Annotated in this window: 6 protein-coding genes; 4 read left to right on the plus strand and 2 right to left on the minus strand. The window is 67.3% G+C overall.

What is annotated here, in order from left to right:
* Nucleotides 1–4 precede the first annotated feature (4 nt).
* Together JW364_RS14100 and JW364_RS14105 are read right to left on the minus strand one after the other, a co-directional pair.
* Entirely contained in the window at nt 5–379 is a 375-nt protein-coding gene (locus tag JW364_RS14100) for a GNAT family N-acetyltransferase (RefSeq protein WP_205333724.1), read from the minus strand.
* Nucleotides 376–873, minus strand: coding sequence for a phosphoribosyltransferase (locus JW364_RS14105; RefSeq protein ID WP_205333725.1), 498 nt, complete (start codon nt 871–873; stop codon nt 376–378). The genes JW364_RS14100 and JW364_RS14105 overlap by 4 nt, the downstream gene beginning before the upstream one ends.
* 299 nt (nt 874–1172) lie before the next feature.
* Here JW364_RS14105 and JW364_RS14110 point away from each other — a divergent pair, with 299 nt between their 5' ends.
* The 4 genes from JW364_RS14110 to JW364_RS14125 all read left to right on the plus strand — a co-directional run.
* Nucleotides 1173–2606 (plus strand): ATP-binding cassette domain-containing protein, encoded by a 1434-nt coding sequence (locus tag JW364_RS14110; protein WP_205333726.1) that lies wholly within the window; start codon nt 1173–1175, stop codon nt 2604–2606.
* A 71-nt stretch (nt 2607–2677) separates the two neighbouring features.
* Complete coding sequence (locus JW364_RS14115; protein WP_307814792.1) at nt 2678–3448, plus strand: ABC transporter permease; 771 nt, start codon at nt 2678–2680, stop codon at nt 3446–3448.
* Nucleotides 3445–4284, plus strand: coding sequence for an ABC transporter permease (locus JW364_RS14120; protein ID WP_205333727.1), 840 nt, complete (start codon nt 3445–3447; stop codon nt 4282–4284). Before JW364_RS14115 ends, JW364_RS14120 begins: the two co-directional genes overlap by 4 nt.
* A gap of 229 nt (nt 4285–4513) precedes the next feature.
* Nucleotides 4514–26550, plus strand: a 22037-nt coding sequence (locus JW364_RS14125; RefSeq protein ID WP_240199100.1) for a non-ribosomal peptide synthase/polyketide synthase, incomplete at its 3' end; no start/stop codon positions are given.

Here is a 26550-nt window from a genome sequence, read left to right on the forward strand (position 1 = left end):
AGGGCTAGCGCTTCTGCGCACGCAACCAGGTGAGTGCGGCAGGCGTCACCGGTTCGGCGAAGCTCGCATACTCGGGGTTCTTCTTGAGGAAGGCTGCCACCAGCGGGCACACCCCGACAATCCTCAGCCCGCGGTCGCGTGCGTCGTCGAGTGCCTCACGGACGAGGATCGTGGCCAGACCGCGGCCGCCGAAGGCGGGATCGACCTCGGTGTGGAAGAAGACCCGCGCGACGCCGGAGGCGGGGTCTGAACCGGCGTCGCGGTCGCGGTATTCGGCGAAGCCGGCCGGCGCGGTGGTTCCCTCGACGGTGATCTCGTATCGGCGCTCTGCGGGATTGTCGCTCACCGCTGTCTGCGCGCCGGTCTTGTCTGAAGTCATCTCGCGGCCGCCGCGACCGGACCCTGCACGGACCAGGGGAAGTCGATCCACTTGTCGGTGGTGCGCCACGCATAGTCGGGCACGGTGATGGTGTGTGGCTTCCGGTACAGCACCGCGTTACGCACTTCGGCGACCCTACCCTGTTCCTCGCAGAAATCGTTGACCAGTTTCAGTGTCTTCCCGGTGTCGGCGACATCGTCGACGACGAGCACGCGCTGATCGGTCAATCCGCTGGATTCCAACAGGGAAGGGAGCATCACCGGCTCCGCGAGTGTCTCACCGACCCCGGTGTAGAACTCGACGTTCAGCGAGATCATGAGTTTGCAGTCGAGACCGTAGGCGATGGTGCCGGCCGGAATGAGCCCTCCTCGTGCGATACCGAGGATGATGTCGGGAACGAAGGAGTCGTCGGCGACCTGCTGTGCGAGTTCACGACAGGCGATGCCGTTGAGTTCGCACGTCAGGACTTCATGGTCGGTGGTCGGAGCGTCCATGTCTCAACTCTGCCAAATGCCGCATTCGACGATGGAACCGGCCCGTATAACGGCCGGTCCTCCATGTCGGTAATGTCGACGGAAGCCTATGAACCCCGGGAGCCGAGCTCCTGACCGATAGCTCCGGTAACTAATTTCGATCACGACGCGACACAGTCGAATGACAGCTCGGATGGAGATTCGTGCGTAAGTTTGTATCCGTGGGCTAGTACGAGCACGTCTGTTCCAAACCGTGGGTCGGCATGCGCGTGTTGCGGCACCGTCCCGATCGTTCCCGTTTCCGACGCGAAAAGGAAAACATGACCGAGGCCAGTGGTGAGCGACCGTCCGTCGCTTCCTACGCGCCCCGTCACCGACGGGACGATCTCGCAGAGCCGAAGGCGTTCGAAGACCCCTTCGTTCGGCCCGACCCCGTCATGGAGAAGTTGCTTCAGTGGCGGGCCGAAACGGCCGGGCCTGCCGACCCTCCCCTGAACGGGGACGGCACGAGAGCAGACCGGGTCGATGCAGACGGGACGATATCGACTGCCGCTGCGACGTCAGAGAGCTCGGCGCCGAACGACTCCGTGCCGCTCTCCGAAGACTCGGCTGCCATGGATCGCGTCGGCGGCAGTGATCCCAAGAACGGTTGGGTGCTAGAAGGCGCCGCCCCCTCGACGTCAGTTTCCGACTCGGACTCCGCTGCGTCGGTGTCAGCGGAAGTGACCGCACCGCTGCAAGCTGTGAACTCTGTCTCGCTCTCCCCTGTGTCACCGTCTTCTCCGACGTCGACGGCTCGGGCAAAAGACGCACACCCCGCCATCGAGGCGAAAAACCTGCACAAGCGTTTCAAAGACATGGTGGCCGTCGAAGACGTGAGTTTCACCGTCGCGGCGGGCAGCATCGTCGCGCTGCTGGGGCCCAATGGCGCCGGCAAGACGACTACGGTGAACATGCTGTGCACACTGCTGAAGCCGGACGGTGGAGTCGCCACGGTCAATGGGCACGATGTGGCCAAGGAGGCCGCGCAGGTTCGTCGAAGCATCATGCTGACCGGGCAGTTCGCGGCTCTGGACGAGGCGCTGAGCGGGCGCGAGAACCTGATCTTGTTCGGCCGGCTGCTCGGGATGAGTAAGAAGCAGGCGCGGTCGCGCGCCAATGAGCTGCTCGAAACCTTCGGGCTGACCGATGCCGCGGGCAAGCGTGTCGGTCAGTACTCCGGCGGGATGCGACGTCGAGTCGACATCGCCTGCGGCCTGGTGACCGCACCGAAGGTCGTGTTCCTCGACGAACCGACGACGGGCCTGGACCCACGGAGTCGCCTCGAGGTCTGGTCGCTCGTCAAGCGGATGCGTGCCACCGGCATCGGCGTCCTCCTGACGACTCAGTATCTCGAGGAGGCCGATTCGATGGCGGACGAGATCGTCGTCATCGACAAGGGTCGGGTCATCGCCAAGGGAAGTGCGAACGAACTCAAGGCGGCAACGGGCGAAGCCTATTGCGAGGTGACCCCGTCGGACCCGGCCGAGCTGCCCAGGTTGCGCGAATGTCTGAGCGACCTCGTCGGACGCTCGGTCCGTGAGGACGCCGCCCGATCGGTGTCCGTGCCGGCGCCCCACGGTCCGCAGACGCTCTCCGAGGTGATCGTTCGCACCGAAGCGGCGAACATCCACCTCTCCGACATCGCGCTTCGGCGTCCGTCGCTGGACGAGGTGTTCCTGGCCCTGACCGGGCCCGACGGGTCGTCGACGTGACCCAGGTCTTGCCATCAGACCGGGAAACAGACAGGGCTTCGCAGACCGATCCGGTCGCAGATGCTCCATCGGTGCGTGTCCGTCCGATTCATCAGTGGTGGGTGCTGACCGCACGTGGAATCGGCAAGATCGCCCGAAACGGTGAGTTTCTCCTGGCGTTTCTCTCTCCGGCGCTCCTCGCGGTGTGCTTCTACCTGCCTCTACGAAAACTGGTGGACACCACCGGTTTCGATTACGCGCAGTTCCTGATGCCGATCGTCATGTTGCAGTCGGTGGCCTTTGTGGCCTCCACCGCGGCGATGCGCTCGGCTCTGGAACGTGACCGCATCCATGACCGGTTCCGGGTGCTTCCGATGCCTGCGGTGATCCCTTTCCTGGCACGAACGTCCACGAACGTGGTGATGCTGACCGTGGCACTCCTGTGTGGTCTCACGGCCTGCCTTCTCATGGGTTGGCGGCCGGACACGGAGTACGGGGCCGGTCTCTGGGGAACGGTCGTGGTCCTGGCCGTGGCGGGTGGTTTCGGGATGTTGCTGGCGTTGACCGCGGACGCGATCGGCTTGGTGGCCTCGTCTCCCACGTCGACGAGTCAATTGATCGCCTTTCCGACACTCATCCTGGGGATGCTCTCGACGGGATTCGTCCCTTTGTCCGCGTTTCCGGAGTGGATTCAGGGCTTCGTCGAGAATCAGCCGATCTCACAGATCACCACGGTCATGCGATTTGCGGAGAGTGGCGATCTCACATGGGAGATCGTCTTGCCGTCCGTGTACTGGAGTCTGGGACTCGCGGTTCTGGCCTTCTCGCTTTTCGCACTGTCGGTGAGGAGGTCGAGACGATGAGCGTTCAGACCACGGAGAACGGTGGGCTGCATTTCCCGACCGTGACCGCGCCTGCGGAGAATTCGGCGCGTGCCTGGTGGTCTCAGACCGCCGCACTCACCGGCCGGCAGTTGCTGGTCATCTGGCGCGATGTACCGACGCTGATCCAGATCATCGTGTTCCCGATGCTGACCATGCTGATGTTCAAGGTGGTCCTCGGCGACATCGTGGGCAAGGCGACCGGGCAGAACAGCGCCTTCGGGACCGTTCCGCTGATAGTCCTGGTGAGCGCGATGTTCGGGTCGGTGGCCGCGGCCACACGTCTGAACGAGGAACGGCGGACAGGGCGCCTGTCGCGGATGTGGGTGCTACCGGTGAACCGGACGGCGGACTTCTCCTCGCGGATCATCGGCGAGGTCTTGCGCGTCTGCGCTACCACGACGGTGATCTTCGCGGCGGGTCACCTGATCGGGTTCCGATTCACCCAGGGCGTGATTCCCGCGGTCGCGATGTTGCTCATCGCGATGGCATACGGGGCTTGTTATGCGATGTTCGTTCTCGCCCTGGCGGTCAACGTCAGTCCGGGGGCGCCCTTGGTGCCGTTTCTCGGCCTGCTGTCCAGTGTGCTCATGTTCTTCAATTCTGGATTTTCTCCCATCGATGCTTATCCTGGATGGCTGCAACCGATTGTCGCCCATCAACCCATGACACCGGCGATCGATGCCATGCGCGCCCTCGCTGTCGGCGGGCCGGTTGCGTCGGACTTGTGGGAGGTGGCTGCTTGGACGCTCATCATCGGTGGCCTGTCGTTCTATCCCGCGCTGCGCGGATATCAGCGGACGGCGGTGGGGCGATGAGTGTCCTGACGAGTGACGTCTGGTCATCGGCGGGGGACAACGCCCGACCGGATCATGGGAATCCGCCGCGCTTGACGCCGTGTGACATCGGGTACGACGACCATCTGCGAGAGGGAAAACAACTGTGACACGCCGCGATGACCAGAGCCAGTCGTCTCGGAGCGAAACGAACCTGAACGGGAGCATGATGGCGGACGCTGGTGATCGTGTGCCGGAAGGCGCATACCCGTTGTCTACGGCCCAGTTCGGGCTGTGGCTCTCGCAGCAGCTGAATCCCGACGTGCCGATCAACATGGCGCAGTACGTCGAACTGCGCGGTGAACTCGACGTCGATCTGCTGGAACGTGCCATGATCGGCGTCGGCAAGGACATGGGATCGGGGTATCTCCGGTTGCTCGATGTGGACGGCACGCCGTACCAGGTCGTCGACCCGGAGCTCGAACAAGCCGTGGTCCGGCTGGATTTCACCGATCGAGCCGATCCCAGGGCCGCTGCACACGAATGGATGCAGGCGGAGTACCAGGCCCCGCTCGACATGCTGTCGGATCATCTGTTCCTGTGTGCGGTTCTGAAGATCGACGAGAACCTGCACTACTGGTATTCGCGTGTGCACCACATAGCTCTCGACGGCGTCGGCGCGATCACGCTGATGAACCGCACGGCGGAGCGGTACACCGCGGCGCTCGAGGGCACCCCGCTGCCCGAACCGGGCGACGACGGCTTGCTGGCCCTCTACCGGGCCGAGGAAACCTACCGGAACTCAACGCGTTTCGAGTCCGACCGTGCCTACTGGACCGACATCGCGGCCGACATGCCCGAACCGGCCACCTTCGCGCCTCGACACGCCCCGGCGCAGGCGAAGAGTGTCGTGGCGAGTACCCCTCTGCACGCGGAGACGGTATCGGCTCTCGAATCCACCGGTTCGTCCTTCGCGCCGGCGACCATCGCGGCCTTCGCCGCTTACTTGTCCCGGATGACCGGGTCCGAGGACGTCGTCCTCTCCCTGCCCGTCTCGGCGCGCACCACCGCGGCGATGCGACGCACCGGCGGCATGGTGTCGAACGTGGTCCCGCTGCGTGTCTCGGTCGACTCTCGGACGACCGTGCAGGCTCTGATCGATTCGGTCGGCGTCCAGCTGATCGGTGCGCTGCGGCATCAGCGCTACCGCACCGAGGACATCAATCGCGATCTGGGGCTCGCCGGTCCGGACCGCAGCCAGTTCGGTCCGCTGGTCAACATCATGATCGGTCTGGGCAATCTCCGACTCGGCGCCATCACATCCCAGCTCAACGTCCTGTCGTCCGGTCCGGTCGACGACCTGATGCTCAACCTCTACGAGACCGGTACCGGCGGACTGCACATCGACTTCATCGGCAATCCGGGGCGCTACACCGACCAGGAGCTTCGACGGCACCACGATCGTTTCGAGGGTTTCTTCACCCGGTTCGTCAGCGCGGACGGTGACACCCCCGTCTCCAGGGTCGAGGTCCTCGACGCTGCCGAACATGCCTGGCTGACCGGTCGCGCTCCCGAGTCCCGTTCCGCGGAACGTACTTTCGCCGACATTCTGGTCGGCACGGCGGACTCCTATGGCGACGACATCGCGATCACCTTCGGTGGTGTGGACTGGACCTACCGCGAACTCGACGAACGCTCGAATCGCTTGGCCCGACTCCTCATCGCACGCGGGATCGGACCGGAGTCGTTCGTGGCCCTCGCGGTGGCGCGATCGATCGAGTCGGTGCTGTCGATCTGGGCGACGGCGAAGACGGGAGCCGTCTACCTGCCGATCGATCCGAACTACCCCGACGAGCGCATCGCCTACATCATGTCGGATGCTGCTGTGACGCAGGGCATCACGGTAGGTGCGCACACGGAGTCGCTGCCGCAGTCCGTCGATTGGATCGTGGTGGATTCCGACGAGGTCGACCAGGCCTGCCGGGACTTGTCCGCGGCGAGGATCGGCGACGCCGAACGTTCCGGACCGATCCGTGTCGACAACCCGGCGTACATGATCTACACGTCGGGCTCGACCGGCCTGCCGAAGGGTGTCGTTGTCACCCATCGCGGTCTCGGCAATCTGGTGGCCGAACAGCAGGACCGCATGCGCATCGAACCGCGCTCGCGGACACTGCATTTCGCGTCGCCGAGCTTCGACGCCTCGGTCTTCGAGATGATGATGGCCTTCGGCAGCGGATCGACCCTCGTGGTGGCACCGGCCGAATTGCTCGGTGGCGAAGAGCTGTCGGACTTCATGCGTGAGCAGAGCGTGACGCACGCCTGTGTGACGCCGGCTGCGCTCGCGGTGGCCGACCCGGCGCATCTGGACTCGTTGCGGGTGCTGACCGTCGCCGGCGACGCGTGCCCGCCCGAGCTCGTGGCGCGATGGGCACCCGGGCGCACCATGCTCAATTTGTACGGACCCACCGAGGCGACCATCTGGTCGACGGTCTCGGCGCCGCTGCAGGTGGGCGAACCGGTCACCATCGGCGCACCGGTCAGTGGCGTCCGGGTGCTGGTGCTCGACAGCCGGCTGCGGCCGGTGCCCATGGGCGTCACCGGTGAGCTCTATCTGGCGGGCCCAGCGCTCGCGCGGGGATATTTCCATCGCGAGTCGCTGACCGCGAGCCGCTTTGTCGCCGATCCGTATGGTCCGGCGGGGGAGCGCCTTTACCGGACCGGTGACGTGGTTCGCTGGACCGCTGCCGGGGCCCTCGAGTACGTGGGACGTTCGGATTTCCAGGTCAAGATCCGTGGTTTCCGCATCGAACTCGGGGAGATCGACGACGTTCTGGCCTCGCACGAGTCGGTGGATTTCGCGACCGCCCAGGTGCGGTCGGGAGCTGCCGGCCAGGATCGGATCGTCGGCTATGTGTTGCCGAAACCGGGGGAAGCGGTCGACGCCGCGGATCTGTTGGTCCATGCAGGCCGTTCGTTGCCCGCCTACATGGTGCCCAGCGCGATCGTCGTGCTCGACGAGATCCCGTTGACCGTCAACGGCAAGCTCGACCGCGATGCGCTGCCCGACCCTCAGGTCGTACCGGTGTCGTCGACGCACCGCGAACCGCAGTCACCACTCGAACTGCGTATCGCCGCAGTGGTCGAAGAGACCCTCGGCGTCGAGAACGTCAGTGCGGACGCCGATTTCTTCGAGATGGGCGGCGACAGCATCGTATCGATGCAGCTCGTCTCGCGAGCCAAGGCCGCCGGTGTCGTGTTCACTGCGCGCGACGTCTTCGAACGACGGACCGTCGCCGGCCTCGCCGAGGTGGCACGAACCGCCGATGCGCAGCAACCTGACGACAAGCGTCTCACCGAACTCCCCGGAGGCGGCGTCGGCGAGATGCCACTGACGCCGGTGATGCACGAGATCCTCTCGCTCGGAAATTACGATGCCTTCGCTCAGTCGCTGGTGCTGGTTCTCCCGCAGAACGCGGAGCAGGGGGCCGTGCTCTCGACCGTGCAGGCTGTGCTCGATCGCCACGACATGCTGCGGGTCCAACTCGTCGACACCGACCCGCGTGGTGCCGCCCCGGACGACGAGACCCACACGCCCGTCCTGCTCACCCGTCCCGTCGGTTCCGTGTCGGCCGAAGACGTCGTGCGCGAGGTGCCGGCAGTCGCCGTACCGGGCACGGACGCCTTCGCCGCCCAGGTCGCGGAGGAGACGCGGATCGCAGCGGAGTCGCTCGACCCGCGCGCGGGGGCGGTCATCCGCCTCGTCCGCTTCACCGGTGGACGGCGGGCCGACGACGGCGACCGGGTCCTCGTCCTGATCCACCACCTCGCCGTCGACGCCGTCTCGTGGCGCGTACTCGTACCGGACTTCGCCATGGCGTGGGCTCAGGTGGCCGCCGGTGCCGAACCGGTACTCGGCGCGATGGGCACCTCGATGCGACGGTGGACTCACGGGCTCAACGAATCGGCATCGGCCGCAGAACGTCTGGGTGAATTCGAGACGTGGCGTGCGATCGCCGCGCAACCCGATGTGGCCGTGGGTTCGCGTTACCTCGACCACGATGTCGATGTCGCGGCGACGGAGCGGACCGTCGAGGTCACACTCGATGCGCGCACCACCGACGCCGTTCTCAACACGCTTCCGTCCCAATTCCGTAGCAGCGTGAACACCCCGCTGCTCACCGCTCTCGCGGTCGCCTTGGCCGCCTGGCGACGCGGTCGTGGCCTCCCGGAGCACGCGTGTCTGATCGCGCTCGAGGGGCACGGACGCGATGAGGCCGCGATCGGCGGCGCCGACCTGTCGCAGACCGTCGGCTGGTTCACCACAGTTCACCCGGTGCGCCTGGATGTCGCCGGTCTCGACCTCGCCGACGCGCTCGGTGGCGGTGAGTCGGCCGTCGAGGCACTGAAGTGGGTGAAGGAGCAGCTGCTCGTCGTTCCGGGCAGCGGGATCGGCTACGGCCTCCTGCGCGCACTCAATCCCACGACCGCGGAGGCGATGCGCACCTGGCCGCAGCCGCAGATCGCGTTCAACTATCTGGGTCGATTGTCCTCCGGCGACATCCCTGCCGAGCTGCGCGAGGTCGGGTGGCTGCCGGATGCGGAGTCCCTGGGGACCGGCGCCCATCGCTCCCCGGACATGCCGCTGACCGCAGCGCTGACCATCGATGCGATCGCGACCGTCGACGACGGCCGCACGCACCTGACAGCGACCTTCGGCTATGCCTCCGAGATCCTCGACGATGTGGCGGTTCGCGAACTCGCCGATCTGTGGAAGCAGGCTCTGCAGGCCCTCGCGCAGCATGCCACCCGGCAGCGCCGGGGTGGCTTCACTCCGTCAGACCTTCCGCTCGTGACGGTGGGCCAGAGTCAGATCGAAGCATGGGAAGCGCGCTATCCCACGCTCGCCGACGTCTGGTCGCTCTCGCCGCTGCAGTCGGGCCTGCTCTTCCACACCCAGCTCGCCGATCAGTTCCTCGACGTGTACACCGCGCAGGTGGTCGCCGATGTGGAAGGTGTCGTGGACACTGATCGGATGCGGCGTGCGGGTCAGGCACTCGTCGACCGGCACGACAGTCTGCGCACGGCATTCGTCTACGACGCGGACGGCGTGCCCGCCCAGCCGGTCGTCGTGGACGCGCCGCTACCGTTCACCGAGGTCGATCTCACCGGGCAGGGATTGGATGACGACGACATCGCGGCACGGGCCCAGGCGCTGATCGAGGCCGACCGCATCGCGAGGTTCGACCTGACAACGCCCCCGCTGGTGCGCATGATGCTCATCAGGACCGGCCCGCACCGGTACCGGCTGGCGATCACCAACCATCACCTGCTGGCAGACGGTTGGTCTCTGCCGCTCATCCTGGCGGACCTGCTGCAGCTGTACGCCACCGCGGGAGCTCGCGCCTTCACTCCTGGGCGCTCGTACCGGACATTCCTCGAATGGCTTGCCCGCCAGAATGTTCCGGAATCGCTCGATGTGTGGACGCGTGCGCTCGACGGTCTCGAGGAGCCGACGCTGTTGGCATCGGTCGCCCCGGAAGGGTCGCTGCCCGTTCCCGAAGAGCTGACCGTCGATCTCGGCGCCGAGATCGAGAGTGGGATCGTCGCTCTCGCACGCGAACTGGGCGTCACTGCGAACACGCTCGTGCAGGCCGCCTGGGGCGTGCTGCTCGCGCGCACGAGCGGACGTACCGACGTCGTCTTCGGCGCCACGGTCTCGGGGCGACCCCCGGCACTCGCGGGCATCGAGGCGATGGTCGGACTCTTCATCAACACTCTTCCCGTCCGGGTCCGGTTCGACGAGAACGAGTCGATCGCCGCACTGGTCCGACGCCTGCAGGGCGAGCAGGCCGATCTGCTCGACCACCATCTCGTCGGCCTGACCGACATCCAGCGCGCGACCGGTATGGGTACGCTCTTCGACACATTGACCGTCTTCGAGTCCTACCCGGTCGATCGCAGCGCCCTCTCCGAGGCCCTCGACCTCGGCGGGCTGAACGTCCTCGACGTCGACGTCCACGACGCCTCGCACTACCCGCTGACCCTCATCGCGCTGCAGGACCCGGCCTTGCGCTTCAAGGTCAAGTTCCTGCCGAGCGTGTTCGCCGCCGACGAGGTGGGCGTCCTGATGACCCGGCTGACGAGGATCCTCGCAGCCTTCGCCGCGCGGCCCGACGAGCCGGTCGGCTCGATCGGCCTGCTCGACCCCGCCGAACTCCGGCGTCTCGCACCCGCTCGCGGTCTGCCCGCAGTCATTGCCGAGTCCGGGGTGGAGTTCTTCGACCGAGGTCTTCGGATCCGGCCCGAGGGGACAGCTGTGTCCGCTTCCGGGCGGTCCTGCACCTACCGGGAGCTCGACGAACGCTCGACCCGTCTCGCTCGCGTACTGATCTCTCGGGGCGCCGGTCCGGAGAGCTTCGTCGCACTCGGGATGACGCGGTCCATGGAGTCCGTGGTCGGTGTCTGGGCGGTGCTCAAGACCGGCGGCGCATTCGTGCCCGTCGACCCGAACTATCCCGGTGAGCGCATCGACCACATGCTCACCGACTCCGGCGCAACCATCGGCCTGACGGTCGAGTCCGAGCGTCATCTGTTGCCCGACAACGGGATCGAATGGATCGCGGTCGACGGTGAGGAATTCGGCGAGGCGCTCGCGCGGCAGTCGACGGCGGCGATCACCGATGCCGAACGAGTGCACCCCACCCGGGTCGACAACCCGGCCTACATGATCTTCACCTCGGGGTCGACCGGCACCCCGAAGGGCGTGGTCGTCACCCGCTCGGGCCTCACCAACTTCGCGGCGGAACAGCGCGAACGCTATGAGGTCACTCCGGATTCGCGTGTCCTGCACGTCTCGTCACCGAGTTTCGACGCCTCGGTGCTCGAGTACACGATGGCCTTCGGCTCCGGGGCCACTCTCGTGGTCAGCCCCGCCACCGTCTTCGGCGGGACCGATCTGCACGACCTCATCGCCGCCGAACGGGTCACCCACGCCTTCGTCACGCCGTCGGCGCTCGCGTCGGTCGATCCGAGGGGTCTCGACTGCCTGCAGCACCTCGTCGCCGGTGGTGAGGCCGTGCCCGCCGACATCGTGAACCGGTGGGCGCCGGGCCGATCCCTGCACAACGGCTACGGGCCGACCGAGACCACGATCATGGTCGCGATCAGCGACCCCATGGAGCCCGGTCGCACCATCACGATCGGTGGGCCCGTCCGCGGAACCCAACTCCTGGTTCTCGACGACCGGCTGCGGGTTGTGCCGCCGGGCGCGACTGGTGAGCTCTACATCGCCGGAGTCGGCCTGGCGCGCGGCTACCACGCCCGCGCCGCGCTCACCGCTCAGCGTTTCGTCGCCAGCCCGGTCGATCCCGCCGTGCGCATGTACCGCACCGGCGACCTCGTACGTTGGCGGAAGCACCACACGACCGGGGCCCTCACGATCGAATACCTGGGCCGCAGCGACTTCCAGGTCAAGATCCGGGGTCTGCGCATCGAACTCGGTGAGATCGATGCGACCCTCGGTGCGCACGAGGCAGTCGACTTCGTCGCCACGTTGGGCGTCGACAACGACCAGGGTCAGACCCAGTTGGTGGCGTACGTGTTGCCGAAGGCCGGCATGGCCGTCGATCCGGCCGAGCTGACCGAGCTCGCGGGGCGCACCCTGCCCGCCTACATGGTTCCGTCGTCGGTGATGGTGCTCGATGAGGTTCCGCTGACTCCGGTCGGCAAGCTGGATCGCCGCGCGCTCCCCCGGCCCGAGTTCGGTTTCGAGAGCACCGAATACGTTGCACCGGTCACTCCGACGGAAGAGCTCGTCGCGAACATCTACGCCGACGTGCTGGGTGTGGACCGAGTGGGCGCGAACGACGACTTCTTCGCCCTGGGCGGGGACTCGCTAGTGGCGACCCGCGTCACGGCCCGTGTCAATTCCGAGCTCTCCGCGTCGATCGGCGTGCGAGACCTGTTCGAGGAGCCGACCGTCGGCGGTCTGGCGCTGCGCGCAGAACAGTCTGCGTCGGGTGCGACCGACCGTGCGCCGCTCGTCGCAGAAGACCGTCCCGCCCGGATTCCGCTGTCGCTCGCCCAGCAGCGGATGTGGTTCCTCAATCGGTTCCTGCCGGATTCCGGGGCCTACAACGTGCCGATGGCGATCCGGCTGACCGGTGACCTCGACGTGCCCGCGATGCGGGAGGCGTTCCGGGACGTACTGGCGCGACACGAGTCGCTGCGCACCGTCTTCCCACAGTCCGCGGACGGACCGGAGCAGTTGGTCCGGCCGATGCCCGACGTGGCGGTCGAGCTGCCGACCATGGCGGTCACCGAGGATGAATTAAGCAGTGCGGCACTGCAATTCGGTGCGTCCGGGTTCGACGTCACCAGGGAGATCCCGGTACGAGCGCAGCTCTTCGAGATCGTCTCCGACACTGGCGAGATCTCTTCGGGCCCTGGTGCCGGACGACATCATGTGCTGGCTCTGGTGATGCACCACATCGCCACGGACGGCTGGTCGTTGGCGCCGCTGGCCCGTGACCTCGTACTGGCGTACACCGCACGCGTCGAGTCGGTGCCCCCGGCGTGGGCGCCGCTACCGGTGCAGTACGCCGATTTCGCCATCTGGCAGCGCGGGGTGCTCGGCGACGAAGCCGATCCGGGGTCGCTGGCCGCCCGTCAGATCGAGTTCTGGACAAAGGAACTCGATGGAATCTCGGATCTGTTGGCGCTTCCGACGGACCGTCCCCGTCCCCCGGTCGCCTCGGGGGCCGGCGGGCGAGTCGACTTCTCCGTCGATGCCGGGACGCGGCTCGCCGTGGAGGGCCTCGCGCACCGCCACCGGTCCACGCCGTTCATGGTGTTGCACGGCGCACTGGCCGTTCTGCTCGCCCGCCTCACCGGCGAGTCCGACATCGCGGTCGGCACTCCGGTTGCGGGTCGTGGCGACGCGGCTCTCGACGACCTCGTGGGCATGTTCGTCAACACCCTCGTCCTGCGCGCGGAGATCGACCCGGATTCGTCGTTCACCGACGTCCTGGCCGAGGTCCGCCAACGTGATCTGGCAGCTTTCGAGCACGCCGACATTCCTTTCGAACGCCTCGTCGAGGTCCTCAACCCGGTCCGAACCACCGCACATACGCCGCTGTATCAGGTGCAGTTCGCGCTCGAGAACTTCTCGGATCCGACGCTCGAATTGCCGGGCCTGACCGTGGCCGCCGAGGGTATCCGGACCCAGATCGCCAAGTTCGATCTCGGTGTGACCGTCACAGAGAACGCCGACTCGGGATACGGCGTCACCTTTGCCTACGCGACCGATCTGTTCGACGAAGCCACGGTCGAGCGCTTCGCACACTGGTACTTGCGCCTGCTCGACCACATGGTCGACGCGCCGGCAACGGCCGTCGGCGACCTCCCTCTGCTCACCGACGCGGAGGCGTCGAGTGCGGCCGCCCGCGGCTCCGACCATTATGTTCCGGTCGACGCACGTCTGTTGCTCGACGATTTCCACGATCAGGCGGCGCGGACTCCGGACGCGGTGGCGGTCTCCGACGACGAGTCGTCGCTCACGTACCGCGAATTCGAGGATCGGGTGACGCGCGTCGCGCGTGACCTCATCGCACTCGGTGTCGGCCCGGAGTCGACGGTCGCGCTGGCCGTCGGCAGGTCGGTGCAGTCGCTCGTCGCTGCCTACGCCGTCGTCGAGGCCGGTGGCGCCTATGTGCCGCTCGACTCCGAACAGCCTGCCGAACGCAATGCCCATGTACTCGCAGCCGCAGCGCCGGTGTGTGTGGTGATCGGCGGGACCGAAGAGTCGGAGCTACCGCTCGACGGCTATTCCGTCGTGCGCGTCGACGAGCTCGGCCTCGCGGCGTCGGGCCGACCGGTGACCGATGCCGATCGGCGTGGCGCCGTGCGTCCGGAGAACCCGGCCTATGTGTACTTCACCTCCGGTTCGACCGGACGTCCCAAGGGCGTTGTGGTGTCTCATCGTGCGATCGCGGCGCAACTGCGGTGGATCGGCGACGCCGCCGGGATGACCGAAGCCGATGTGGTCCTGCACAAGTCGGCACCCACCTTCGACGTGTCGGTGTGGGAGATGTTCGGCGGACTACAGCGCGGCGGCCGAGTGGCCATCGCGCGCCCGGGAGGCCATCGCGACATCGACTACCTGGCCGCGTTGATCGGACGCGAACGCGTGACCGCGGCGCACTTCGTGCCGTCGGTGCTCGAGGTGATGCTGGGTACCGGTACCGATACCGGCTTCGCCGGTTCGCTTCGATACCTCCGTGTCGGTGGCGAGGCGATCTCGTATTCGCTCGCGACTCGCGCGGCCGAGGCCGGACTGCGCGTTCGCAACGGTTACGGTCCCACCGAGTCCGCGGTGACCGTCACCCTCGCCGATGAGTTCGACCCCGCCACGCTGACCGAGGGTGCGGTCGTGCCGATGGGCGCACCGGGCCGGAGCGTGCGTGCGCGCGTCCTCGACGGGCGCCTGCATCCGGTGCCGGTCGGTGTCGCGGGTGAGTTGTACCTGTCCGGCGACCAGCTGGCTCGCGGTTATCTCGGACGACCGGACCTGACCGCCGACCGGTTCGTCGCCGACCCGTTCGTCCCGGGCGCGCGTATGTACCGGACCGGTGATCTGGTGCGCTGGACTGCATCCGACGAGCTGGAGTTCATCGGCCGCACCGACTTCCAGGTGAAGGTGCGCGGGCAGCGCATCGAACTCGGCGAGATCGAGGCGGCCCTGCTGGCCCAACCGGACGTCACGCAGGCCGTCGTGGTGGTGCATCATGATCGCCACACCGGGGACCAGCTCGTCGCGTATGTGGTCGGTGCGGGCGTGGACTCCGAAGAGCTCCGTGTCGGTCTGGGACGCGTTCTTCCGTCGTACATGGTGCCGGTGGCCTTCGTCGTCCTGGACGCCATGCCCCTCGGCGCGACCGGCAAACTCGACCGCAAAGCGCTGCCAGAGCCTCGTATCGAGGTCGATGTGGAGGCATTCGTCGCCGCCCGTGGGCCGATCGAGGAGATAATCTCGGGCATCTTCAGCGAGGTGGTCGGTGTTCCGCGGGTGGGCGCGACGGACAACTTCTTCGACCTGGGCGGCAACTCGCTGGTGGCCACGCGCGTCATCGCGAGGGTCAACGAGGCGCTGGGTGCCGATCTGGCGGTTCGGCAGATCTTCGACGCCCCGACCGTTGCCGAGCTCGCTCACCGCGCTGAGACCACCGTGGGCCGGGGGCGTGTGCCGCTGGCGCCGCAGCCGCGTACCGACCGGGTGCCACTCTCTCTCGCCCAGCAGCGGATGTGGTTCCTCAATCGCTTCGATCAACAGTCCGCCGCCTACAACATGCCGTTCGCGATCCGACTGAGTGGGGACCTCGACATCGAGGCCCTGCGCGCGGCCATGCGTGACGTGCTGCATCGTCACGAGTCGCTGCGAACGGTGTATCCGGACTCCGCCGATGGCCCGTTCCAGAAGATCCTGCCCGTCGACGCCGTCGGCGTGCACGCCGAACCGAGCGTCGTCGAGGTCGCCGAGTCCGATCTGGAAGCGGCGGTACTCGAGCTCGCGACGCAGCCTTTTGACGTGACCGCCACACCGCCGCTGCGCGCTCGACTCCTGGCGACCGCGGCCGACGAGCACGTGCTCGTATTCGTGCTCCACCACATCGCGTTCGACGGATGGTCGTCGAGCCCGCTGGGACGCGATCTGATGATCGCCTACACCGCCCGCAGTGCCGGCGACGCACCCGACTGGGCGCCACTGGCCGTGCAGTACGGCGATTTCGCGATATGGCAGCGCGAGGTCCTCGGCGATGAGCAGGATCCAACCTCGCCCGCCGCGCGTCAGCTCGCCTACTGGCGCGGCGCGCTCGCGGATCTGCCCGACGTGCTGGAGCTGCCGACAGATCGGCCCCGGCCCGCCGAGCAGTCTTACCGCGGCGGGGAGGTGGCCTTTGGCCTCGATGCGCAGACCCACGCCGCGCTGCTCGATGTCGCGAGGTCGACGAACTCGACCCTGTTCATGGTGGTGCACGCAGCCTTGTCGGTCTTGCTGTCGCGCCTGTCGGGTAGCGAGGACATCGCGGTCGGCACGCCGGTGGCCGGCCGTGGCGACGCCCGACTCGACGACGTCGTCGGCATGTTCGTCAACACTCTGGTGTTGCGCGCCGAGGTCGGCGGTGAGCAGTCCTTCATCGATCTCCTCGCGCAGGTGCGCGAGCACGATCTCGAGGCGTTCACCCACACAGACCTGCCGTTCGAGCGGTTGGTGGAGGTGCTCAACCCGACGCGTTCGGCGTCTTACCATCCGCTGTTCCAGGTGTCGCTGTGGTTCCAGAACACCCGTCGCGCAGCCCTCGAGTTGCCCGGTCTGACCGTCTCCCCGATCGAGTACGAGACCGGTCTCGCGCGCTTCGATCTCCAGATCACCGTCATCGACAACGTCGACGCACAGGGCGCACCGGGCGACATCGGCCTGGTCCTGACATACGCCGACGACCTGTTCGAACGGGCCACCGCGGAGGCCTTCGCCGCACGGTTCACCGGCCTGCTCGAGACGGTCGCCGAACGACCGGACATCGCCGTGGGCGACATCGAGCTGACCTCGGCGGCCGAACGCGACCTGCTTCTCGACACCTGGAACGACACCATTCATGTCGTGCCGGAGGTCGCCGCGGGCGAGGACACCCTCGTCGCGCTGTTCGACGCACAGGTGGGCCGTACACCCGATGCGCCCGCCCTCGTCTTCGAGGGCGAGCAGCTGACGTACCGGGAGTTCGACGCGCGGGCAAATCGCCTTGCGCGGCATCTGATCATGCTTGGCGTGGGCCCGGAATCAGTTGTGGGGCTGTCCATCCGACGGTCGGTCGATCTGCTGGTCGGTATGTACGCCATCGTCAAGGCCGGCGGCGCCTATGTGCCGCTCGATCCGGACCATCCGGCCGAGCGCAACGGTTACGTCCTCGACAGTGCGTCGCCGGTCTGTGTGCTGACCACGTCACGAGACGCAAGTGGGCTGCCGGACTCGACACCCGTCGTTGTGCTCGACGAAACCGACACGAGTGCACTGGACTCGGCTCCGGTCACCGATGCCGACCGGGTCTCCCCGCTGCGTCCCGAGCATCCGGCGAACCTCATCTACACGTCCGGCTCGACCGGGCGGCCGAAGGGCATCGCGGTTCCGCATGCGGGTCTGGTGAACCAGCTGCGCTGGATGCAGGCGGAGTACGAACTCACCACCGCCGATGCGGTGATGCTGAAGACTCCCATGACGTTCGATGTGTCGGTGTGGGAGTTCTTCTGGACCCTGCAGACCGGGGCCCGCCTGGTCATCGCCCGTCCCGACGGACATCGGGATCCCGAGTACCTCTCGCAGCTGATGGTCGACGAGAACGTCACCGTCGTGCAGTTCGTCCCGTCCATGCTGGCGATGTTCGTGACGAACTCGTCCGCGCGCATCCCGGACTCCGTCCGCGCCGTGATCGCGATCGGTGAGGCACTGCCGATCGAGACCGCCGAGCGGTTCCGCGCGTTGTCGTCGGCGCCGCTCGACAACCTCTACGGACCGGCCGAGGCTTCCCTCGCGGTCACCTACTGGCGTCACACCCCCGCGGACCAGGGGGTCGTGCCGATCGGTCTGCCCATGTGGAACACCCGTGTCTACGTTCTGGATTCGCGTCTGCGACCCGTTCCGGTCGGTGTCGCGGGTGAGCTGTATCTGTCGGGCGTCCAGCTCGCGCGCGGGTACTACGGACGGTTCGACCTGAGTTCGGACCGATTCGTCGCGGACCCGTTCGGTCCAGAGGGTGCTCGCATGTACCGCACCGGCGATCTCGTGCGGCACCGCCCGCAGGGCGACGGTGGCGATGACCTCGCCGGAGTCGGCCGATCCGCAGGTGTCCTGGAGTACATCGGCCGAACCGACTTCCAGGTCAAGGTGCGCGGCAACCGAATCGAGCTCGGCGACATCGAGGCCGCCCTCTTGTCGGCCGAGGGCGTCAGCCAGTCGGTGGTGGTGGTCCGCACCGACCCGCACACCGGAGATCAGCTGGTCGGCTACGTGGTGCGCACCGAGGGTGCCGAGGTCACCGCAGCCGCGGTGACCGCCCACATCGCGCAGTCCCTGCCGTCCTACATGGTCCCCGCATCGGTGGTCGTGCTCGATGAGTTCCCCCTCAACGGGAGCGGAAAGCTCGACCGAAAAGCACTGCCGGAGCCTGTATTCGAAGTGTCGGTGGTCGACTTCGTCGCGCCACGCGACCCGGTCGAGGAGGTCGTCGCCGGCATCTTCGCCGACGTGATCGGTGTGCCGCGCATCAGTGTCGAGGAGAGCTTCTTCGACGCCGGGGGCAATTCGTTGGTCGCCACACGACTGGTCTCTCGGGTCAGCGAGGCGCTCGGGACCCGGGTGGCGGTCCGGGATCTGTTCGAGGCGCCCACGGTGGCGCAGCTCGCTGCGCGGGTGGAACTGTCCGGTGACGGCTCCCGTCCGCCGCTCGTCCCGCAGGACCGCGGCAACGCGGTGCCCCTGTCGCTCGCACAGCAGCGGATGTGGTTCCTCAACCGTTTCGATCCGTCGTCGCCCGCGTACAACCTGCCGCTCGCCGTCCGCTTCGTCGGGCCACTCGACGTCGATGCGCTGAACGCGGCCGTCGCCGACACCATCGAACGCCACGAGTCGCTGCGCACGATGTTCCCCGATTCCGATGACGGGCCGCACCAGGTCATCGTCCCTGCGAGTCGGGTTGCGCCCGACCTGACGGCGGCCCCGGTCGCGACCGCAGGTATGGAACGGTTCGTCGCCGATACCGTCACGCGTGGATTCGACGTGACCGCCGAGGTGCCGCTGCATGCACGTCTGGCCCGTGTTACCGACGGTGACGAGCAAGGCGAGCACGTCTTGGTGCTCGTGCTGCACCACATCTCCGGTGACGGGCTGTCGATGGGTCCGCTCGCCCGCGATGTGATGATCGCCTACGGCGCGCGCAGCGCAGGAGAGATGCCGGGATGGTCGCCGTTGGCCGTTCAGTACGCCGACTACAGCATCTGGCAGCGAGCGGTCCTCGGCGAGGCCTCCGATCCCGAATCGGCTGCGGCACGCCAGATCCAGTACTGGCGACGGACCCTGGCGGGTCTGCCCGACCGCATCGAGCTGCCGACGGATCGTCCGCGTCCGGCAGTGCAGTCCGGGCGTGGCGCCGATCATCGCTTCGATTTCGGTGCGGAGCTCTACGCCGAGGTCAACGACTACGCACGACGCAACGGCGTGACGCCGTTCATGGTGCTCCACGCGGCCTTCGCCGGCATGCTCTCGCAGCTTGCCGCGACGGAGGACATCGCCATCGGCACGCCGATCGGGGGCCGCGGTGAACGCGCCCTCGACGACCTGATCGGCATGTTCGTCAACACGCTCGTGCTGCGTACCCGGGTGAGCCGGGGGCAGAGCTTCGACGATCTCGTCGAGGAGGTGCGGGCCATCGATCTCGCTGCCTACGAGCACGCCGAGATCCCGTTCGAGCAGCTCGTCGACGTCCTCGACGCGTCGCGCTCGACGTCACATTCGCCGCTGTTCCAGGTGGCCCTGGCCTTCCAGGCGGCGAGCGACACCCGCTTCGAGCTGGCCGGCCTCGAGATCGAGGCACTCGATCTACCCACCAGCACGGCGAAGTACGATCTCGGCCTCACCGTCGTGGAGGATGCCGAGAACGGTGCGCAGGGCGTGTTCAACTACGCCACCGACCTGTTCGACGAGTCCACCGTCGCAGTGTTCGCAGAGCGGTTGCGGCGCCTGCTCGCCGAGGCCCTGGCCGAGCCCGCACGCGCCGTGGGCGAGCTCTCGGTCCTCGACGACGATGAACGTACCGAACTCTCCGGAGTGCGGGGTCTGCCCGCCGACCCGCCGCGCACATTGGCGGGCATCTTCTCGGCGAGCGCCGCCGAGTTCGCCGAACTCACCGCCATCGAGTGGGCGGGGGAGAAGATCGTCTACGCCGAGCTCGCCGAACGCGCGAACCAGCTCGGTCGAGAACTCATCGAGTTCGGCGTCGGCCCGGATGACATAGTGGCGATCGCGCTGCCACGTTCGGCCGACGCGATGATCAGCATCTGGGCGATCGCGATGGCAGGCGGGGCCTACCTGCCGATCGATCCGAAACTGCCGGCCGACCGTATCGCCCACATGGTGCGCGACTCCGGTGCGAAGGTCGGACTCACCAGTTCCGAACTCGCCGCCGAGTTGCGTTCGGCGGCAACGCCGGTCCACGGTTGGCTCGAGCTCGACGATCCCGAGGTCGCCGCGCGCATCGACAGGCGCTCGGTCCGGGTGATCACCAACTCGCACCGCACCGCACCGCTGACACCGGATCATCTGGCCTACATGATCTACACGTCGGGAACCACCGGTCTGCCCAAGGGTGTGGCGATGTCGCATGCCGGCCTCGCCTCGCTCACTTCCGATCTGCGTCACTACTATTCGACGTCGACGCGCGCCAGGATGCTGCAGTTCGCGGCAATCAGCTTCGACGCAGCCGTCGGCGAGATCCTGGCGACCTTCGGGGCTGGCGCCACGATGGTGATCGCACCGACCGATCTGTACGGCGGCCGAGAATTGGCCGACTTCATCGCCGAACAGCGGATCACCGTCTTCGTCGGCACGCCCACGGGCGTGCAGACCGTCGACGCCACCGGTCTCGATCAGGTCGAGCGCGTGGTGGTCGGTGGTGACGTGTGCCCGCCGGAACTCGCGGCACGCTGGACCGGCAGGTTGCGCAATGCCTACGGCCCGACCGAGACGATGGTGATCGTCACGATCACCGATCCGCTCGCCCCCGGTGCAGCCATCACCATCGGCTCGCCGATGAAGGGCGTGCACGCGTTGATCCTCGATGCCGCACTGCGCCCCGTCCCCGTGGGGACGCCGGGTGAGCTCTACATCACCAACGCCGGGTTGGCGCGCGGCTACCACCAGCGTCACGCGCTGACCGCAGAACGATTCGTCGCCAATCCGTACGGCGCTCCGGGCGAGCGCATGTATCGCACCGGCGACGTGGTGCGCTGGGCGTCCCCCACGCGCGACGGCATCGAGGCCGATGCCGTCGCCGCCGAGATCGTGTACGTCGGCCGCTCGGACTTCCAGTTGCAGGTCCGAGGCTTCCGCGTCGAGCTCGGTGAGATCGACAACGCCCTGAACTCCCATCCGTCGGTTGCCTACGCGGTCACCGTCGGCACCGCCGGCCCGGCCGGCGACACCGCACTCGTGGCGTACGTGCAGCCCGTGGCGGGACAATCCGTCGACACCGCGGATCTCGCCGGTTTCGTCTCCCGGACCCTGCCGTCGTACATGGTGCCCACCTCGATCATGGTTCTCGACGAGGTGCCACTCACCGCGCTCGGCAAGGTCGACCGTGCGGCGCTCCCCGAACCCGAGTTCGTCGGTGCCGCGGTCCACGTACCGCCGGTAGGTGACGTGCAGCGCGGCGTCGCCGAGATCATCGGTGACGTACTCGCTGTCGAGCGAGTCGGCGCCACCGACGACTTCTTCGATCTCGGTGGCAACTCGCTGGCCGCCACCCGCGTCATCGCCCGCATCAATCAGATGTTCGGCGCCTCCCTGGGTGTGCGCGACATCTTCGACGCCCGCTCGGTGGCCGAGCTCGCAGACCTCGTCGAACACGGTGCGAGCGATGCACGTCCGAGGCTGTCGCCGCGAGCGCGCGACTCCGAGGTGCCGTTGTCGTTGGCGCAACAACGTATGTGGTTCCTCAACCGTCTCGACCAGTCCTCCGCGGCGTACAACATTCCGCTCGCGGTTCGGCTCAGCGGCGACCTGGACGTCGATGCGTTCCGGTCCGCACTCCGCGACGTGGTCGACCGTCACGAGGTGCTGCGCACCGTGTACCCCGAGACCGTTGACGGCGGGCGGCAGCACGTTCTCGATGTCGACGATTCCGGCGTCGAGCTACTGGCGGAAACCGTTGCCGCCGAAGCGGTGTTCGCGCGCGTCACCGAACTGGCGGTCGCCGGTTTCGACGTGGCCGAATCGGTTCCGGTCCGGGCCGCGCTCCTGACGATCGAAGGCCAGGGCGACGAGCACGTCTTCGTGCTGATCATGCACCACATCGCCTCGGACGGCGGCTCGCTCCGTCCGCTGGTCGCCGACCTGGTGACGGCCTACTCGGCACGCGCCGACCACCATGCGCCGGACTGGGCGCCACTTGCGGTGCAGTACGCCGACTATGCGATCTGGCAGCGAGAGGTTCTCGGGGAACCGGCCGATCCCCAGTCGCGCGCCGCGGCTCAGCTGCGGTACTGGGTCGCCGCGCTGGCGAACCTGCCGGATCAGCTCGACCTGCCGACCGACCGACCCCGCCCCGCGCGGGCGTCGATGAGCGGCGGCCGGATCGATTTCCGCATCGATGCGGAGATCCATCGCGGTGTCGCCGAGATCGCCCGCGCCCAGGGCGCGACGGTGTTCATGGTCATGCACGCCGCGCTGGCGACGTTGCTGTCGCGGTTGAGCAACACCTCGGACATCGCCATCGGTACGGCCATCGCCGGCCGCGGCGAACCGGAGATCGACCCGTTGGTCGGCATGTTCGTCAACACACTTGTGCTCCGCACCGAGGTGGAGCCCGAGACCGACTTCGCCACACTGCTCGAGCACACGCGGACCGTCGATCTCGGTGCGTTCGCGCACACCGAGTTGCCGTTCGAGCGCCTGGTCGACGAGCTCAGTCCGACACGTACCGAGTCGCACCATCCGTTGTTCCAGGTGGCCATCGATTTTCAGAACGCCACCGATCTGCGACTGGAGCTCCCAGGGCTCACGGTCACGCCCGAGTCGGTGGAGGCCGAGATCGCCAAGTTCGATCTCCAGCTCACCCTCGGTGAGCGGGTCGACGACGACGGTCGCCCGGATGGCATGCTCGCCTCGTTCGGTTACGCCACCGATCTCTTCGATGCGGCAACGGTGCAGACGTTCGCCGACCGCCTCGTCCGGATCCTCTCGACCGTGGTCGTCGATCCGACGGTGCCGGTCGGGGACATACCGATCCTCCATCCGGTCGAAGAGTACGAACTGTCCAATGCCTCAGGGCCGGAGAGCCTTCCGCCTCGCACGCTGGCTCAGATCTTCGCCGACGCCGTGGCGGTCAACCCCGGACAGACTGCTGTCGAGGCCGGCGACGACCGAATCACCTACCGGGAGCTAGACGCCCGTTCGAACCAGTTGGCCAGGGTGCTGTTCGACCGTGGCGTGCGCGCCGGCTCCTTCGTCGCGATCGCGATGCCCCGGTCGATCGACACGATCGTCGCGGTATGGGCGATCGCGAAGACCGGTGCGGCGTTCCTCCCGGTGGATCCGAACTATCCGTCCGACCGCATCGAGCACATGCTCACCGACTCGGCGGTCACTGTCGGGATCACGACGACGACGCACCGCCCTGCGCTGTCCGATCAGGTGAACTGGCTCGCACTCGACGGCGCGACCGAGATGCTCGCATCCGTGGCCGACTCGCGGATGCATGGCACCCGACGTGTCACGCCCGACGACGCCGCCTACGTCATCTACACCTCGGGTTCGACGGGCGTACCCAAGGGCGTCGTTGTCAACCACCGCGGTCTCGCCGACCTCGTTGCCGAGCAGCAGGCGCATATGTTGATCGAGCCTTCTTCGCGCACACTGCAATTCGCCTCCCCGAGCTTCGATGCCTCGGTCTTCGAGATGATGATGGCGTTCGGCAGCGCCGCGACCCTGGTCGTCGCCCCGCCGGATCTGCTCGGCGGACTCGAACTGTCGGACTTCATGCGCGTTCGCGACGTCACCCACGCGTGCGTCACGCCCGCCGCCCTCGCGGCCGCGGACCCCGCAGATGTCGGCCTCAGTGTCCTGGCCGTGGCCGGTGACGTCTGCCCGCCGGAGTTGGTGGCACGCTGGGCCCCCGGTCGCGTCATGCTCAACCTCTACGGGCCCACCGAGTCGACCGTGTGGGCAACGGTGTCGGCCCCGCTCACGCCGTCCGGTCCGATCACCATCGGTGCACCGATCCGTGGCTTCCAGGTGGCAGTTCTGGACGGGCGTCTGCGACCGTCCCCGGTGGGTGTCACAGGTGAGTTGTATCTGTCGGGGCCTGCGCTTGCCCGCGGTTATCACGCCCGTGGCCCGTTGACCGCCGAACGATTCATAGCGAGCCCCTTCGGCGTGCCCGGACAGCGGATGTACCGCACCGGTGATGTGGTGCGATGGAGGTCCGACGGCAACCTCGAGTACGTCGGCCGTTCGGACTTCCAGGTCAAGGTGCGTGGTTTCCGAATCGAGCTCGGCGAGGTGAGCGGCACGCTCGCCTGTCACGACAGCGTCGGATTCGTGACCACCGAGGGTGTGGTCGCGCCCGACGGCGGCACGGTGTTGGTGGCGTACGTGCTGCCGGCCGCCGGTCGCAGCGTCGACGAGGGTGCACTGCGGGCGTTCGCCGCGGAGTTCCTGCCCGCCTACATGGTCCCGTCTCATGTCATCGCCCTCGACGAGGTTCCCCGTACGCCCGCAGGCAAACTGGATCGTCGCGCGTTGCCGATGCCCGAGTTCGTCACCGAGCCAGGCGAATACGTGGCGCCGCGAACGCTCACCGAGGAGATCGTGGCCGGTGTCTTCGCCGAGGTCCTCGGCGTGGACCGGGTCGGCGTGACGACGAGCTTCTTCGACCTCGGCGGCAACTCCCTGTCGGCGACGAAGGTCACGGCGCGCGTCGGCGCAGCCCTCGGCGTCCGGGTGGGTGTCCGTGACCTGTTCGACGCCCCGTCTGTCGCAGAACTCGCTGCGCGGATGGAGAATTCGGCGACCCTACAGGCACGTCCGCTGGCGGCCGGACCTCGACCGGAGCAGCTGCCGCTGTCGCTGGCGCAGCGCCGGATGTGGTTCCTCAATCAGTTCGACACCACCTCGGCGGCCTACAACATCCCGATGGCGGTCCGGCTGTCCGGTGACCTCGACACGAACGCGCTCGAGCACGCCGTCGTCGACGTACTCGAGCGCCACGAGATCCTGCGGACCGTGTATCCGGAATCGGCCGGGGGACCGGTGCAGAAGATCCTGCAGGTCTCCGACGTACCCGTCTCGCTGGCGCCGGTACGGGTGCGCGAGGACGAGGTCGTCGAGAGGACCATCGAAATCGTCGCGGCCGGCTTCGATGTCGCGGCGGCGCCACCGGTGCGCGTCGCGCTGCTCGAGGTTTCGCCGACCGAGCGGGTTTTCGTCGTGGTGATGCACCACATCGCCTCCGACGGTGCGTCGGTCGCGCCGCTGGCGCGCGACATCATGGTCGCGTACGCGTCCCGGACGCAGGGCAATGCGCCACAGTGGTCACCGCTGCCGGTGCAGTACGCGGACTACGCCCTGTGGCAGCGAGAGGTCCTCGGTTCGCCGGACGACCCCGAGTCATTGATCAGCGCGCAAGGCTCATATTGGCTCAACCAGCTCGCTGGTCTGCCAGAGGTCCTGGACCTGCCGACAGACCGTCCCCGCCCGGCGATCCAGTCGACCGCGGGTGCCAAGGTCGAGTTCGTCATCGACGCCGACCGGCACGCCCGTCTGCTCGACCTCGCCCGCGCCCGGGGCGGAAGCTTGTTCATGGTGTTGCACGCGGCCTTCGCCGTGCTGTTGTCCAAGATCGCGCGGGAAAGTGACATCGCGATCGGTACGCCGGTGGCCGGTCGGGGCGAGCAGTCGCTCGACGACCTGGTGGGCATGTTCGTCAACACCCTGGTGCTGCGGACCGTTGTCGAGTCCGACTCGAGTTTCGCTGATCTACTCGACGCCGCACGCGAGACCGACCTGTCGGCGTTCACCCACGCCGACATGCCGTTCGAGCAGCTCGTCGAAGCCCTCGCCCCGGCTCGGTCGACCGCGTACTCGCCGCTGTTCCAGGTCATGTTCACCATGCAGAACAACCCGTCGGTGGACCTCGAACTCCCCGGCCTGACGGTGTCGGGCCTGACCTCCGACTTCGACGTCGCACGTTTCGATCTGCAACTGACCGTTGTCGACTCGCACACCGACGCCGGAACCCCCGGGGATCTGGTGTCGTCGCTGACCTACGCCGCGGACCTGTTCGACCAGCAGACCGTCCGTGCCCTCGGCGAGGCCTACGTCCGTGTTCTCGACGCGGTCGTCGCCGACCCGGCCCGCCCCGTGGGTGATGTCGAGATTGCCGATGCCGCCGATCTCGGGGCCATCGCACAGGTCAACGAGACCTCGCAAGCCGTCGTCGGTTCGACGTTGGTGGAGTTGTTCGAGCAGCAGGTTCTGCGTAC

Source organism: Gordonia sp. BP-119, assembly GCF_016924115.1.
GTDB lineage: Bacteria > Actinomycetota > Actinomycetes > Mycobacteriales > Mycobacteriaceae > Gordonia > Gordonia hongkongensis.